Origin of the sequence: Mycetocola reblochoni REB411 (genome assembly GCF_900163835.1) — a bacterium.
GTDB lineage: Bacteria > Actinomycetota > Actinomycetes > Actinomycetales > Microbacteriaceae > Mycetocola_B > Mycetocola_B reblochoni.
On the sequence record NZ_FUKR01000022.1, the window covers coordinates 154,258 to 167,142 of the forward strand.

The 12,885-nt window shown below is 69.4% G+C and carries 15 protein-coding genes; 11 read left to right on the forward strand and 4 right to left on the reverse strand.

The window, feature by feature from the left end; genetic code table 11:
• Positions 1-4: 4 nt before the first annotated feature.
• From FM119_RS03980 to FM119_RS04015, 8 genes are read left to right on the forward strand one after another with little or no spacing between them, the layout of a single operon-like run.
• On the forward strand, positions 5-1,879 hold the full coding sequence (locus FM119_RS03980) for a hypothetical protein (protein ID WP_087136385.1): 1,875 nt from the start codon (positions 5-7) through the stop codon (positions 1,877-1,879).
• The gene (locus FM119_RS03985) at positions 1,879-3,027 is read left to right on the forward strand and encodes a hypothetical protein (protein ID WP_087136386.1); all 1,149 of its coding nucleotides are present in this window, start codon (positions 1,879-1,881) and stop codon (positions 3,025-3,027) included. The genes FM119_RS03980 and FM119_RS03985 overlap by 1 nt, the downstream gene beginning before the upstream one ends.
• The gene (locus FM119_RS03990) at positions 3,024-4,253 is read left to right on the forward strand and encodes a hypothetical protein (protein WP_087136387.1); all 1,230 of its coding nucleotides are present in this window, start codon (positions 3,024-3,026) and stop codon (positions 4,251-4,253) included. The genes FM119_RS03985 and FM119_RS03990 overlap by 4 nt, the downstream gene beginning before the upstream one ends.
• Complete coding sequence (locus FM119_RS03995) at positions 4,253-4,912, forward strand: tail fiber domain-containing protein (RefSeq protein WP_087136388.1); 660 nt, start codon at positions 4,253-4,255, stop codon at positions 4,910-4,912. Before FM119_RS03990 ends, FM119_RS03995 begins: the two co-directional genes overlap by 1 nt.
• Positions 4,909-5,460 (forward strand): hypothetical protein, encoded by a 552-nt coding sequence (locus FM119_RS04000; RefSeq protein WP_087136389.1) that lies wholly within the window; start codon positions 4,909-4,911, stop codon positions 5,458-5,460. The genes FM119_RS03995 and FM119_RS04000 overlap by 4 nt, the downstream gene beginning before the upstream one ends.
• Before the next feature lie 2 nt (positions 5,461-5,462).
• Complete coding sequence (locus tag FM119_RS04005) at positions 5,463-6,149, forward strand: M23 family metallopeptidase (protein WP_087136390.1); 687 nt, start codon at positions 5,463-5,465, stop codon at positions 6,147-6,149.
• Positions 6,146-6,391, forward strand: a complete 246-nt coding sequence (locus tag FM119_RS04010) for a DUF2746 domain-containing protein (protein WP_087136391.1) — start codon at positions 6,146-6,148, stop codon at positions 6,389-6,391. Before FM119_RS04005 ends, FM119_RS04010 begins: the two co-directional genes overlap by 4 nt.
• The gene (locus FM119_RS04015; protein ID WP_087136392.1) at positions 6,388-6,591 is read left to right on the forward strand and encodes a phage holin; all 204 of its coding nucleotides are present in this window, start codon (positions 6,388-6,390) and stop codon (positions 6,589-6,591) included. The genes FM119_RS04010 and FM119_RS04015 overlap by 4 nt, the downstream gene beginning before the upstream one ends.
• A gap of 60 nt (positions 6,592-6,651) precedes the next feature.
• On the opposite strand, the gene FM119_RS04020 is transcribed toward FM119_RS04015, so the two are convergent.
• From FM119_RS04020 to FM119_RS13845, 3 genes are all read right to left on the reverse strand, one after another.
• Positions 6,652-6,981, reverse strand: a complete 330-nt coding sequence (locus FM119_RS04020) for a DUF732 domain-containing protein (protein ID WP_087136393.1) — start codon at positions 6,979-6,981, stop codon at positions 6,652-6,654.
• Between the two features lie 29 nt (positions 6,982-7,010).
• Entirely contained in the window at positions 7,011-7,823 is an 813-nt protein-coding gene (locus FM119_RS04025) for a tyrosine-type recombinase/integrase (RefSeq protein WP_179205189.1), read from the reverse strand.
• A 278-nt stretch (positions 7,824-8,101) separates the two neighbouring features.
• Positions 8,102-8,260, reverse strand: a complete 159-nt coding sequence (locus tag FM119_RS13845) for a hypothetical protein (RefSeq protein WP_179205190.1) — start codon at positions 8,258-8,260, stop codon at positions 8,102-8,104.
• A 148-nt stretch (positions 8,261-8,408) separates the two neighbouring features.
• On the opposite strand from FM119_RS13845, the gene FM119_RS04030 reads away from it, so the two are divergent.
• From FM119_RS04030 to FM119_RS04040, 3 genes are all read left to right on the forward strand, one after another.
• Positions 8,409-8,825 (forward strand): Fur family transcriptional regulator, encoded by a 417-nt coding sequence (locus tag FM119_RS04030; RefSeq protein ID WP_245827250.1) that lies wholly within the window; start codon positions 8,409-8,411, stop codon positions 8,823-8,825.
• 35 nt (positions 8,826-8,860) lie between these two features.
• Positions 8,861-10,309 carry a catalase gene (locus tag FM119_RS04035; RefSeq protein WP_087136396.1) on the forward strand — a complete coding sequence of 483 codons (1,449 nt, stop codon included), beginning with the start codon at positions 8,861-8,863 and terminating at the stop codon, positions 10,307-10,309.
• A 191-nt stretch (positions 10,310-10,500) separates the two neighbouring features.
• Positions 10,501-11,676, forward strand: a complete 1,176-nt coding sequence (locus FM119_RS04040) for a glycerate kinase (RefSeq protein ID WP_087136397.1) — start codon at positions 10,501-10,503, stop codon at positions 11,674-11,676.
• Positions 11,677-11,713: 37 nt separating this feature from the next.
• Here the strand turns inward: FM119_RS04040 and FM119_RS04045 are convergent, their stop codons facing one another.
• Positions 11,714-12,688 carry a beta-ketoacyl-ACP synthase 3 gene (locus FM119_RS04045; protein WP_087136398.1) on the reverse strand — a complete coding sequence of 325 codons (975 nt, stop codon included), beginning with the start codon at positions 12,686-12,688 and terminating at the stop codon, positions 11,714-11,716.
• Positions 12,689-12,885: the final 197 nt, after the last annotated feature.

Genomic DNA, 12,885 nt, shown 5'->3' on the forward strand with positions numbered 1-12,885 from the left:
GACCATGGCAAAGGGCATCAACATCAGCGTGGCGTCCGACACGCGCGACTTCATCAAGGGCATCCGAAACGGCGTCATTGAGCCGCTGGACGATGCCTCCGACACCCTCCGCGACCTGGCCGACACGGGCGACGACGCGGGCCGCGACCTCTCGCAGGCGTGGGAGAAGTCCGGCGACAGCGCCGCGAGCATCGAGGCCAGCGCCCGCCGAGCCGGGCGCACGGTCGAGTCCAGCATGGACGACGCGGCCGACGCCGTGGACGACCTGGGCCGCGAGGGGGACCGCGCCGCCGACCGGCTGGAAGACGCCATGAAGGACGCGCAGGGCGACACCGACAAGCTCGACGCCGCCTATAAGGATCTCGGTGACACGATCCGCGCCACGTCCAAGAAAGCCGGGTCGGAGCTGGGCAGCGATGTCAAGCGCGGCACGACCGAGGGCAGCGAGGCGCTGGGCGAGTTCAAGGACGAATCGCGCTCCATCGCGCAGGAGACCGCTACATCGTTCGACGGCACGGCCGAGAGCATCACCGACGTGTTCCGCGACCTGGCCGCTACCGCGTTCGCAGGGTTCGGCCCGGCCGGTCTGGTCGCGGGTGTCGCCGTCGCGGCCGGGATCGGTCTCGGCGTCAAGGCCGGGGAAGACTTGGCCGAGCAGATCAACGAGGCGCGCGAGCGGGCGGGGGAGCTGGCGTCCGAGCTGCTGGACGTGGACGGTGACCTCTCGCAGATCGACTGGGCGTCGAGGATGCGCGACTGGGGGCTGGAGGTCAAGGACTCCCGCGAATGGTGGGAGCTGTGGCAGGACACCGCGATTACGAACCTCGACGCCGTGCGCGATGCCGCCCGCGACGCCGGGGTCGATTGGAAGGATGCGTTCACGTTCGCCTCCGGTGCCGGGTCTCCCGAGGACGCCGCCGCCATGGTGGACAAGCTCACCGAGTCAATCGAGGCCGAGACGGCCGCGCTTGAAGCCGCCGCCCCCGGCCGCGACGAGTACGGGCGTCTGAACGCCCAAGTGGCTATCGACACGGACGACTCGATCAACGCCAAGCAAGACCTGATCGACATGATCGAGAAGGAACACGACGTGACCGCGCAGGGCATCGAGGATGCCCGCGCGCTCCGTGAGGCCACGGAAGCGCAGAAGGCCGCGGACGAGGCCGCAGCGGCCAGCATCGAGGCACGCGCCGACGCGCTCGACGCGCTCCAGTCGCCCATCGATGACGCTATCGGCTCCTACGCCGAGTTCCAGGACGCCGAGTCCGGGGCGCTGGACCCCTCCGGCTACATCGAGAGCATCCGCAAGCGACGCGAGGCTACGTCCGGTTTCGCTGACAACGTGGCGTCCCTGGCGGAGGAGTTCGGCCTGTCCGTCGAGGAGCAACAGGCGATCCTCGATCAGGGGCTGGAGTTCGCCCCGATGCTCCAGAGCATCATCGATTCGGGCATGTCGGATGAGTTCGTGGGCGAGGTGCAGGCCGGACTCACGGGAGGCCAGGACGCCCTGGACAAGGCCGGACTGAATACCACCGTGGACGTGGACGCGAACACGAAGGACGCTGAATCCGGCATCTCCACGACGACCAAGAAGCCCCGCAACACCACGATCAAGACCAGCGCCGACGTGCTCGCCGCGTCCCGCAGCCTCTCGAACACGACGGGCAAGAAGCGAACAGCGACCATCGGGGCGCGGGCGTCCACGTCCAGCGCCGACCGCGACATCGACCGGGTGGCCGCAGCGCGGCGCACGGCGACCATCGACGTCCAGGCCGCAGTCAACAGCGCCACGACCGCCCTAAGCAACTTCATCAACCGGCCCCGAACAGCGGTCGTCACGGCCAGCGTCCGCGACCGTCAAGGAAGGTACCTCCCCTAATGCCCACGATCACAGCTCCCGGCTACCCCGTCGTCTCTGGCGCAGCCGTCACCCGCCGAAACCTCATCCATGACCCCTCCGGCCGGGGCACTGGCCCTGGCGGTGTGCCCGCCGCGTGGTTCCCCGAGGGAGACACCACCGTCGCCCCGGCGAGCGCCGCCGCCCTCATGGTCGTGGAAGGTCCGAACGGTGCGGCGGCTGTCACGGCCACGGTGGACCCGTGGTATCCGAGCGCCCGGTACGCGGGCCGGATGACGTTTGACTCGGCCTACGCTGGCGACCTCACGCTCCGGGCTGTCGCCAACGGCGGCGCGGTGAACCTCTCCGCGCCCGTGACGGTGCCTGTCGTCGCCGGGGTAAACGACATCGAGTTCAGGTTCACGACGGGCGACATCGACCCGATGCTGCTCGGCCAGAGCCGACTCCGTGTCGAGCTGGCCGGGGGATTCTGGGCGGTCCTGACGCTCACCGCCCCGGTCCTGCTGGAGTACCGCGGCGCGGTGCCCGACGATGACGCACCCGAGCCGGAACCCGCCCCGAACCCGGACGACGACCTGCCGAGCGACTTCGACGGCATCGACCCCGAGACCGCCCCGGACGACGACGACTGGACCCCGCCCGAGGACGAGGAGACCGAGCCGGAACCGGACTACGTGCCCCCCGCCACGGTCGGGAACGTGGACGACGCCCCGATCCTGTTTGCCTTCGACGGCGACACCACGGCCGAGGGGGTACGCACGTTCGGGTGGGAGTCCTACCCGTACTCCGGCCCGTCCATCGAGCGCACCACCACCTACGCCGGGATCGGGCAGAGCGCCCCGGACCTGGTCATGGGGCTGGAGTACACCCGCGAGACCCGCACCCTGGCACACACCCTGCTCGGCGACGTGCCGCCCGATGTCACGTTGCGCCGGACCGGCCCCCGTCAGGGCGTGCTCCAATTGTTCTATGCCACGGAGGCGGCAGCGCGCGCCGCCGAGGAGATGCACATTCAGCCGTCGCGGTTCGTGGTCGCGTACCCCGAGCGGCCCTCGCTCGACGGGCTGACCTACGTGCTCGCCCCTGACCAGCAACTCTCCGTTGCCCTCACAGACCCCGACAACGACCGGTGGACCCTCCAGGTGCCGTTTCACGAGGTGACACGGTGACTGTCTCCTCCATCGTCTACGCGGCCGCAGCGCGATTCCCGGATGGCGAGACCCTGCCGCTCCAGGTGATCGACGGCCGCGTGACCGTGGACGACTCGTGGGCACCTTACGTCCAGGCGGAGGTCGTCATCCCCCGCCCCGACCCGGCGACCTATGCCCGCCTGGACCCCGAGGACGCGCTGATCCGCGTCCACGTCCGCGCGGTGCAGAGCTACGGCGACCCGGTGCCGGTGTCGCTGCTGTCCTCGCTGTGGTCCGACGTTCGCCTCGCCGGTCTCACCGCCCGCTACGGCGACGACGTGACCGTGGCCGGTCTGACGGCCGAGGTAGCGCGACCGTACAACGACGAAGGTATCCGGCCCTCTGCCCGACAGTCGTTCATGCTCACCCTCCGCGCGCGGCACCTGTCGGCCGCGGAGGGCAAGGTCACGCTGACGCTCGCCGGTGACGAGGCGCGTGCCATGGACTACGGCCTCGTGGACAGTTCCCCCGAGATGACCGGCACCACGTCGGTTCGGGGCGCGGTGCGCCTCGTGCTGGAGCGGATCGGCGCGCCCCTGGCCCCGGGCACCGCTGACGCCGCTATCGAGGACATCGACGCCGCGACGTGGGAACCGGGCATGTCCGGCTGGGACTGGGTGTCTCCGCTGGTCGAGGCCGCGAACATGCGCCTGTGGGCGGACTTCCAGGGGCTGTGGCACCTGGACCCGCTGGACGACCTCTACCGGCCCGGTGCGAACCAGCTTGTCGAGTTCGTACAGGTCGAGGACGAGGTAGCCCGCGACGACGACTACTACGACGCCGTGGTCGTGGTCTACCGGTGGACGTCCGGAGACACCGACAAGGTGGCCTATGACACCGCCTCCAACGGCACCGGCACGAAGACACTCACCATCGAGCGCGACACCCCCTGGCCGGGGTCGGGTGCCGCCCGCGGCATCTTGGACCGGATGAAGGCGCAGCGGATCACCCTGGAGACCGTCGCCAACCTCGCGCAGCTCCCCCGAACAACGGTGCGAGTCCCCGCCCCGGACCTGCCTGAATACGTCGGCCACGTCCGCTCCGTCGCGTGGGAGTTCGGCACGGACCGATCCGTCATCACGACTCGCAACCTCACGAAGCTGCACTCGGCCGCGTGGCTGCTCGAACCGGCCGGGCAGCGCTGGAATGACCTACCGACCGGCAGCGCCTGGACTGCCGACTACAACCCTGGAGGGACCGAATAATGGCAACTGGAGACGACGCACGAAAGGCCGGTCTGCCGACGCTGACCGGCGCGGAGGACCGCCGCGACGGCTGGTCCGCGATCAACCGCGTCATGGACGCAATCGGCAAGCACATGCTGACCGGGACTCATAGCTGGTCGCGCATCACGAACAAGCCCGGATCGTTCAAGCCCGCCGCCCACCGGCACAAGGCATCCGACCTGCGCTGGGGGTATGCCCCCGAGAGCATCGGCACGAACCGCAACTTCCGCGCGAAGGACAACATCCAGGCGCAGAAGCTCCACCGGCACAGCATCGGCTCCAAGCGCCGCGCCGTGTACGTGGACCCGACCGACGGGTGGCTGGGCGTCGCTTCCTCCACCGAGCGCCGCAAGAAGGACATCACACCCGCCGACCTCACCCTGGCGAGCGCCCTCGCCGTCCAGGTCGTGAGCTACCGATTCAAGGGCGACGACGAGACGGTGCCGACCGAGTACGGAGTCATCGCTGAACAGCTCCAGGACGCGGGCCTGGACGACTTTGTGATCTACGACAACGACGGCCTGCCCGACGGCGTGCACTACGAGCGCCTCGCGCTGCTGGCACTGTCGGCCCTGCCCGAGCTGCTGCACCGCATCGAGACCTTAGAAGCCCACCACACGAACGGAGACCAGTCGTGATCATCGACGGAAACGGCGTCCTCCTCTACGAGGAGACCGACCGCGAAGCCACGTTCAGCGACCTGCTGAACGTCGGCCAGGAACAGACCTCCGCCACTATCGGCGCGATCCTCGCCCGCCTGTCTGCGCTGGAGACGCGCAACTGGGCGAACTACACCCCGGCCCTGACCAGCTCGGCCGGCAGCACGAACCCGAACGTCGGCGCGGGCGCGGTGCGCTCGGGCCGGTTCAAGCGCGACGGGAACGTGGTCTACGGCTACGCCCGCGTGACGCTCGGATCGTCGGGTGTGAACGCGGGCACCGGCTCCTACTTCATCTCCCTCCCGGTCGCGCCGCGCGCGTTCACCGGCATGGAGCAGGTGATCGGCGGGGCGTATTTCTGGGACGGTTCGGCCTCGCGCCGCTACACCGGCATCTCCCGTCTCAGCTCCGGCGACGGCGCACGAGCACGCATCATCTCCGCGGACGGAGCCATGGTCGGCGCGACAGCGCCGTTCGTCCCCGCCACGGGCGATGCGTTCTCCATCAACTTCATGTACGAGGTGTGACGATGCCGACCGCGAAACTCTGGCTGACCCGTCAGCCCCTCACCTCCCCCTACGGCCCCCGACCGCTCACACCCGGCGTCGCGCACAAGGGTGCCGATTTCGCGTTCGGTCTCGGCACACCGGTCACCGTGTGCGGCCCCGGTCGCGTGGTCGAGTCCGGCTATCACTACGAGTACGGCAACTACGTCCGGGTGCTGCACGACGGCCGGACCTGGGACACCGGGATCGGCACGTCCTACCACTCACTCCAAGCCCGCCGCGTCCGCGTCGGTGCCCGCGTGACGGCCGGCCAGACCATCGGCACGGCCGGACAGAGCGCACTCGGCGCGACCGGACCGCATCTCCACCTGGGCCTCTGGCTCGGTGGACACCACGTAGACCCGCTCCGGCACCTGAGGCAAGGCCGCGAGCGCACCGTCCGATACGGCGCGTCCGCGCCGGTCCTCACCCAGATAGGAGACACAGCAATGCGCGCATTCATCCAGGTCAAGGGAAAGCCGCCCGTGTACGCGGTCGGCCCCGGCACGATCCGGCATATCAAGGCCAAGCGCACCCTGACCGGCACCCGTGCCCTGTTCGGCAAGGTTCACCAGCTCGATCAGGCGTCGTTCGATGACACCCTGACGCTGCTCGGTATCCCGCTGAACAAGGTGCCCAAGCCCAACGGGTCGCACTGGTCCGCGACGTGAGCGAGAACGTCATCGTTGCGCTGATCGCGGCCGTCCAGGCGATCATGCTGGCGATGCTCGGCCGAGCTGCAACGCAACAGCGCCGCACCCGCGAGGCGATCACCAACAGCCACAGCACACATATCCGCGACGACCTCGACGAACTCGCCGCACAGGTCCGAGACCAGGGCAAGGACATCGGCGGTATCCGCTCCGATATCCGCACGCTAAACCGCCACCTACTCAGCAAGGGGAAATCATGAGAGAACTGTTCGCCCACCTGACCGCCGAGGCCACCCGAGCGTGGCTCTACCGCATCCTCGCCGCCGTCGGCGTGCTGCTGGTCGGCTACGGCATCATCACGACGGAACAGGCCGGACTCTGGGCCGGACTCGCGCTGGCCGCGTTCGGTCTCCCGGCCGCGAACACGCCGACCAAGCAAGGGCGCCACGCCACCGAATGAACGTGAGACGGCGGCGGGCCTGACATTACTTGTCAGGCTCGCCGCCGTCTGTGTGTCGAGCTACTCGGACAGCTTGTCTAGCTGCTTCGGGCAATAGGTTTGGATGCCCGCGGCGGCAACCTGTGAAAGCGTCTCCGCCGTATCGCTCCAGCCGTCGCCCCCGGTCACGAGTTCATACAGGCCCTCGCCGGTCCCGCCGCCCTCCAAGTAGCCGCAGGTGTGTTGCGCGTACTCGAAGAGTTCTTCGTTGGACATGCTCAACTCGCCCTCCATTGTCAACGAAACAAGCTCGGCGAATTCGTCCGCGTTCAAGTCGGCTGGTTCGTCCGCGGCGGCGCATCCAGCGAGTGCCAGCACGCCAACGCAGAGCAAGGGGAGTGTGCGTCTCATCGTATTCCGTTCATTCGGGGGTAGTTCATTTATACGGCGGTGAGGCGGTCGACTGTGGATCGTAAGCGCGACCGGTCCGTCTGGACGTAGCGCCGCGTGGTCGCCGGGGACGAGTGGCCGAGCAAGTCCTGGACGGTGAACACGTCGCTATCGAGCCGGTAGGCGCGCGTGGCGAAGGCGTGGCGCAGTGTGTGCAGCGTCCATGGTTCGGGCAGCACGGCGGCGGCCAGCTCGCCAACACGCCGCGGGGATAGGTGCCCGTCGATAGCTCCGGGGAACACGTAGCCGTGGCCGTGCGAGCGTAGCTCGAGCGCGAGCCGCCGTGTCAGCGGCACGAGGCGTTGTTTCCGGCCCTTGCCATGCACGAGGAGCGACCAGCCGTCCAAGTCCTCGATGATGTCGTCGGAGTGGATCACGGCTATCTCGGCGCGCCGTAGCCCGGCCTCGTACGCGAGCCGCAGAATGAGGCGTGTTCGTTCGTCGGCCTTCGTCATGGCGTCCTCGTACGCAGTCGGCCCGATGGGGCGCGCCGGGGGAGTGGTCACCCGCACGCGGGGGAGCGCGACGGCGGGGTTCGTGTCCGTGAGGCCGAGGGCGATCCCCCATCGGTAGAACGACAGGAGGGTGTTGCGACGGCCGCGCCTGGTCTCCGGTGCCCACTCCTGCGCGGCCGCGTACTCGATCAGCTCGCCGGGTGTGATGTCCCATGGCCCCGACCTCACCCGCCGCGCTAGGTGCTCCAGGTGCTGACGGCGAGCGTAGACGGTGGTTCGGGGGTATGCGGCGGCGGTCTGCGCGTCGAGGTAGTCGGCTACAGCTCCCGCCCATTCGGGGGTAATCACTCCCTTAGGAGTAGCACCGCGCGCGCGATGCTTAGGCATATGTGCCTTGTGCGGCATCTGCCGCCGCCCATATCACCTGGCAGTCGGCCACGGTCCGCACTACAGAACAGAAGGTTGGGGGTTCGAGTCCCTCCGGGCGCACGGTTCCGATCCGACGAGGATCATCGCAGGCCCCGCGTGAGAACGCGGGGCCTGTTTTTATGTCGATGTCCGTGCGCGCTGTGCGCTGTAGCGTCGCTCAGTCGCTCAGTCGCTCAGTCGCTCAGTCGCTCAGTCGCTCAGTCGCTCGTGTGGGAAGTCGTCGCCGTCTCGGCGGCGTGGCGTCGCAAAGCGGACAGCACCGCTGCCCTGACGATCACGAAGAGGAGAGCGCCGAGCACAGCGATCATCACGAGCCAGACGAGGGCGGACAGCAGATAGCCGGTGGTTGCGATCATGCCCCCGAGGTTAGTGGGGTACCGGGCTTGAGGTGATCTCATCAGGGTCCGCTCGCGCCGATAAGGCAAGGCGCGCCTCAGAAACCCGCCCTCCCGACACGCGCGATCTACTTTTGAATGACTAAAAACAAGACGTATCGTTGGCGACGTGACGGACGGATACGAGCAGCTCATACGGGGCGCGGGCCTTCGTGTGACCGCGGGCCGCGTCGCGGTCCTGCGGACGCTCGACACGCGCCCGCACTCCGACGCCGACGCGATCCATCGCATCGTCGCCGGAGAGCTGGAGAACACCTCTATCCAGTCCGTCCACAACATCCTCGGTGACCTCGCGGGGACCGGATTGATCCGCAGGATCGTCCCCGCAGGGTCATCGGCGCGGTACGAGAGGCGCGTCGACGACAATCACCATCACCTGGTCTGCACCGAGTGCGGAGCGGTCAGTGATGTGGACTGCGTCGTCGGCGCCGCCCCCTGCCTGACCCCCGCGGACACCGGCGGCTTCGCCGTCGCCACCGCGGAGGTCACGTTCTGGGGTCTCTGCCCCCGCTGTCAGGCCGCGTGACCATCCGCCCAACGTCCACACCCGGAGGAGAACCCATGTCAGAAAACAGGACGACCAGCCTGACCGGAGCGCCCGTACCCAGTGACGAGCACTCGCTCACCGCGGGCGCCGACGGCGTCACCGCGCTGCACGATCGGTACCTCGTCGAGAAGCTCGCCCAGTTCAACCGCGAGCGCATCCCCGAGCGCATCGTGCACGCCAAGGGAGGCGGGGCCTTCGGCGAGTTCGTCGTCACCGGCGACGTGTCCGCCTACACCACCGCCGCGCTGTTCCAGCCGGGGTCGACCGTCGAGACGCTGCAGCGCTTCTCCTCGGTCGCCGGCGAGCAGGGCTCGCCCGACACCTGGCGCGACGTCCGCGGCTTCTCCGTGAAGTTCTACACGCCCGAGGGCAACTACGACATCGTCGGCAACAACACCCCGGTGTTCTTCATCCGCGACGGCATCAAGTTCCCCGACTTCATTCACTCGCAGAAGCGGCTTCCCGGTTCCGGTCTGCGCGACGCCGACATGCAGTGGGACTTCTGGACCCTGTCGCCGGAGTCCGCCCACCAGGTCACCTACCTGATGGGTGACCGCGGCCTCCCGCGCAGCTGGCGCGAGATGCCCGGCTTCGGGTCCCACACCTACCAGTGGATCAACGCCGAGGGCGATCGCTTCTGGGTGAAGTACCACTTCGTCTCGCTGCAGGGCAACCACGAGATCGGCAACGACAGCGCCGAGGTCATCGCCGGTGCGGACGCGGACCACTACCGCCGTGACCTGTACGAGGCGATCGAGCGCGGCGAGTTCCCCGCGTGGGAGCTCAAGGTGCAGATCATGCCCTACGAGGACGCCAAGACCTACCGCTTCAACCCCTTCGACCTGACCAAGGTCTGGCCGCATGCGGACTACCCGCTCATCTCGGTCGGCGTGCACACGCTCAACCGCAACCCGGAGAACTTCTTCGCCGAGATCGAGCAGGCGGCGTTCTCGCCGGCGAACACGGTCCCCGGCATCGACATCAGTCCGGACAAGATGCTCATGGCGCGCGTGTTCTCCTACCCCGACGCGCAGCGCTACCGTGTCGGCACGAACTACCAGGAGCTGCCGGTCAACGCGCCGCACGCGGCCGAGGTCAACACCTACAGCCGCGACGGCCAGCTCCGCCACACCTTCCCCGCGGCCGGTGCGCCGAACTACGCACCCAACTCGCTGGGCGGGCCGACCGCCGATGCGGCGGCGGCCGGTGTCGGCAGCTGGGAGTCCGACGGTGCTCTGGTGCGCGCGGCGGCGACGCTGCACGCCGAGGATGACGACTTCGGCCAGGCCGGGACGCTGTACCGCGACGTGTTCGACAACGAGGCGAAGGCCCGTTTCCTGGACACCATCACCGGTGCGGTGTCGGGCGTCACCCGCGAGGAGGTCCGTGAGCGGGCCATCTGGTACTGGACCCAGGTCGACGCGGAGCTCGGCGCCGCGCTGAGGGCTCGTCTGGAGGCGTGACCCCGGGGGTGTGAACCCGCATGATCGGAGTGGCCGTCGGTGCGTGAGCGCCGGCGGCCGCTCCGTTTCCCCGGCCGGTCGCCTGTCTCCGCTGCACGCCAGCCGGACCCGCGCGCGGCGGCCGGTTCGGCACGGTTCCTCTCCGCGGCCCGGCGGTCCCCGAACGGTCGTGCCCCGCTAGGCTCGACGACGTGAGCACCCCCGAATCCCGCACTGCAGCCGGACCGCGCATCCTCCTCGCCCCCGACAAGTTCAAGGGCTCCGCCACCGCAGAGCAGGTCGCACAGTCGATCGCTGCCGGCATCCGCCGGGTCCGCCCCGACGCGCGGATCACCATCCTGCCCATCGCCGACGGCGGCGAGGGCACGATCGACGCCGTCGTTCTCGCCGGCGCTGACCGCAGGGTGGCGCGGGTGCGCGATCCGCTCGGACGGTCGACGGAGGCTGGCTGGGCCGTGATCGACGCGGGCGGCCGCCGATCCGCGGTCGTCGAGTCAGCCGCGGCGAGTGGACTGGCGTTCGTCGCCCCTGACGTGGACAGCGCCCTCCGCTCGTCGAGCGCCGGGACGGGGCAGCTGATCGCCGCCGCCCTCGACGAGGGGGTGGACGAGGTCGTCGTCACGCTGGGCGGGTCCGCGATGACCGACGGTGGCGCCGGCGCCCTGGCGGCTCTCGGTGCACGCCTCCGTGACGATCGCGGCGCGGTCCTCGATGACGAGGGCGCGCTGACTATCGAGCGGGTGGCGGAGCTGGACCTCTCCGGGCTCGACCCCCGGCTGGCCTCGCTCGACCTCCGTCTCGCCGTTGACGTCGACAACCCGTTGACGGGGGAGCGTGGCGCGGCCGCCGTGTTCTCGCCGCAGAAGGGGGCCGACGCCGCGACCGTGGCGCGTTTGGACCGGGCGCTGAGGCGATGGGCTCGGGTGCTGTTCGCCGCAACGGGGGTGGACCCGGACCGTGCCGGGTGCGGTGCGGCCGGTGGTTTCCCCTCCGCCTTCGTCGCGGCGGCCGGTGCAGAGCTCGTCGCGGGGAGCGAGCTGGTCGCGCAGCTCATCGACCTGGAGGCTGCGATCGTCGACGCGGACCTCGTCGTCGTCGGGGAGGGGTCGCTGGACGAGCAGTCGCTCGGTGGCAAGGCCCCCATCGCGGCTGCGCGGATGGCGGCTGCGGCCGGCGTCCCCGTCGCTGCGGTCGCCGGGGTGTGCTCGGTGTCGGAGGAGGCGCTCCGCGCGGAGGGCGTGCTCTGGTCGGTCGCACTCGTCGACCTCGCTCCGAGCGTTGCCGCGGCCAGGGCCGAGGCGCCGCGCTGGCTGGAGATCGCGGGGGAGCGAATCGCTGCCGAGCTTCGCGGCTCCGCGCCCGAATAGAGCGCCCGCCCGCGCGGCGAGGTCCGGCTCGGCGCGGTCAGGGGGCGAGGACCACCTGGCCGGCGTAGGCGAACCCGCCGCCGAAGCCGAAAAGCAGGATCGGCGCACCGCTCGGGACGTCGTGCGTCGCCAGCAGCTTCGACAGGGCGAGCGGGATGCTCGCGCCCGAGGTGTTCCCCGACTCGACGACGTCCGTCGCGACGATCGCGTTGACGACCCCGAGCTGCTGTGCGAGCGGCTCGACGATCCGCAGGTTCGCCTGGTGGGGGACGAAGACGGCGATGTCCTCCGGTGAGAGGCCGGCGCGCTCGATCGCCCGCCTGGCGTGACCCGCGGCCTCGGTGATGGCCCAGCGGAACACGGCCCTGCCGTTCTGCCTGAAGGTCCGCTCGGGTCGCTCAACCCGGACGCTGTCGGCGAGTCCCGGCACGGAGCCCCAGACGACGGGGCTCATCTCCGACTGTTCGGCGGCCCCGAGCACGACGGCGCCGGCGCCGTCACCGACGAGGATGCAGGTGGAGCGGTCGGTCCAGTCGGTGATGTCGGACATGAGCTCCGCGCCCACCACGACCGCCGTTCGCGCCGTCCCCGCGGCGATCGCCTGCTGCGCGATGGCGAGGGACTGCACGAACCCGGAGCAGGCGGAGTTGACGTCGAACGCCGCCGCGGTGGATGAGCCGATCCCCTCGGCGACGCGGCCGGCGGTGCTCGGCGAACGGTCGATGTTGGAGAACGTCGCGACGACGACCAGGTCGATGTCCTCCGGTGCGACGCCGGCGTCGTCGAGGGCGCGTGCGGCGGCGAGGGTGGCGATGGAGGCCACGGTGTCGTCCGGGCCGGCGAGGCGGCGTGTACGGATGCCCACCCTCTGGGTGATCCACTCGTCGGTGGTGTCGACCAGTCGCGCGATCTCGGCGTTGTCGACCACGCGTTCGGGCTGGTGGTGACCGGTCCCCAGGAGTCGGGCGCCGGGTCCCCAGGCGCGTGCGGGGCTCGAGTTCGCGGTGACCATTCCTTCAGCGTATGGGATCGCGGCTGCGGTTCCGCCTGTGGCTGCGGACGACGTGGGGCACGGCGCGCTGGGGGACGTCGACAAAGATGGGGAGCGCTCCCCAGGCAAACGTGAATATTCATCAGCTTAGGTGAGTATAGTGGTGCCCGACTGACATCCCGCGCCCCCCGTCGACCGGTCCCTTCCGGTGATGCCTG

Excerpts from the sequence above, each read along its gene's own strand:
- FM119_RS04035 (WP_087136396.1), top strand. The coding sequence starts at position 8,861 with ATGTCAGAAAACAGGACGACCAGCCTGACCGGAGCGCCCGTACCCAGT.
- FM119_RS13845 (WP_179205190.1), bottom strand. The coding sequence starts at position 8,260 with ATGATCGCAACCACCGGCTATCTGCTGTCCGCCCTCGTCTGGCTCGTG.
- FM119_RS04005 (WP_087136390.1), top strand. The coding sequence starts at position 5,463 with ATGCCGACCGCGAAACTCTGGCTGACCCGTCAGCCCCTCACCTCCCCC.
- FM119_RS03980 (WP_087136385.1), top strand. The coding sequence starts at position 5 with ATGGCAAAGGGCATCAACATCAGCGTGGCGTCCGACACGCGCGACTTC.
- FM119_RS04020 (WP_087136393.1), bottom strand. The coding sequence starts at position 6,981 with ATGAGACGCACACTCCCCTTGCTCTGCGTTGGCGTGCTGGCACTCGCT.
- FM119_RS03985 (WP_087136386.1), top strand. The coding sequence starts at position 1,879 with ATGCCCACGATCACAGCTCCCGGCTACCCCGTCGTCTCTGGCGCAGCC.
- FM119_RS03995 (WP_087136388.1), top strand. The coding sequence starts at position 4,253 with ATGGCAACTGGAGACGACGCACGAAAGGCCGGTCTGCCGACGCTGACC.
- FM119_RS04015 (WP_087136392.1), top strand. The coding sequence starts at position 6,388 with ATGAGAGAACTGTTCGCCCACCTGACCGCCGAGGCCACCCGAGCGTGG.
- FM119_RS04045 (WP_087136398.1), bottom strand. The coding sequence starts at position 12,688 with ATGGTCACCGCGAACTCGAGCCCCGCACGCGCCTGGGGACCCGGCGCC.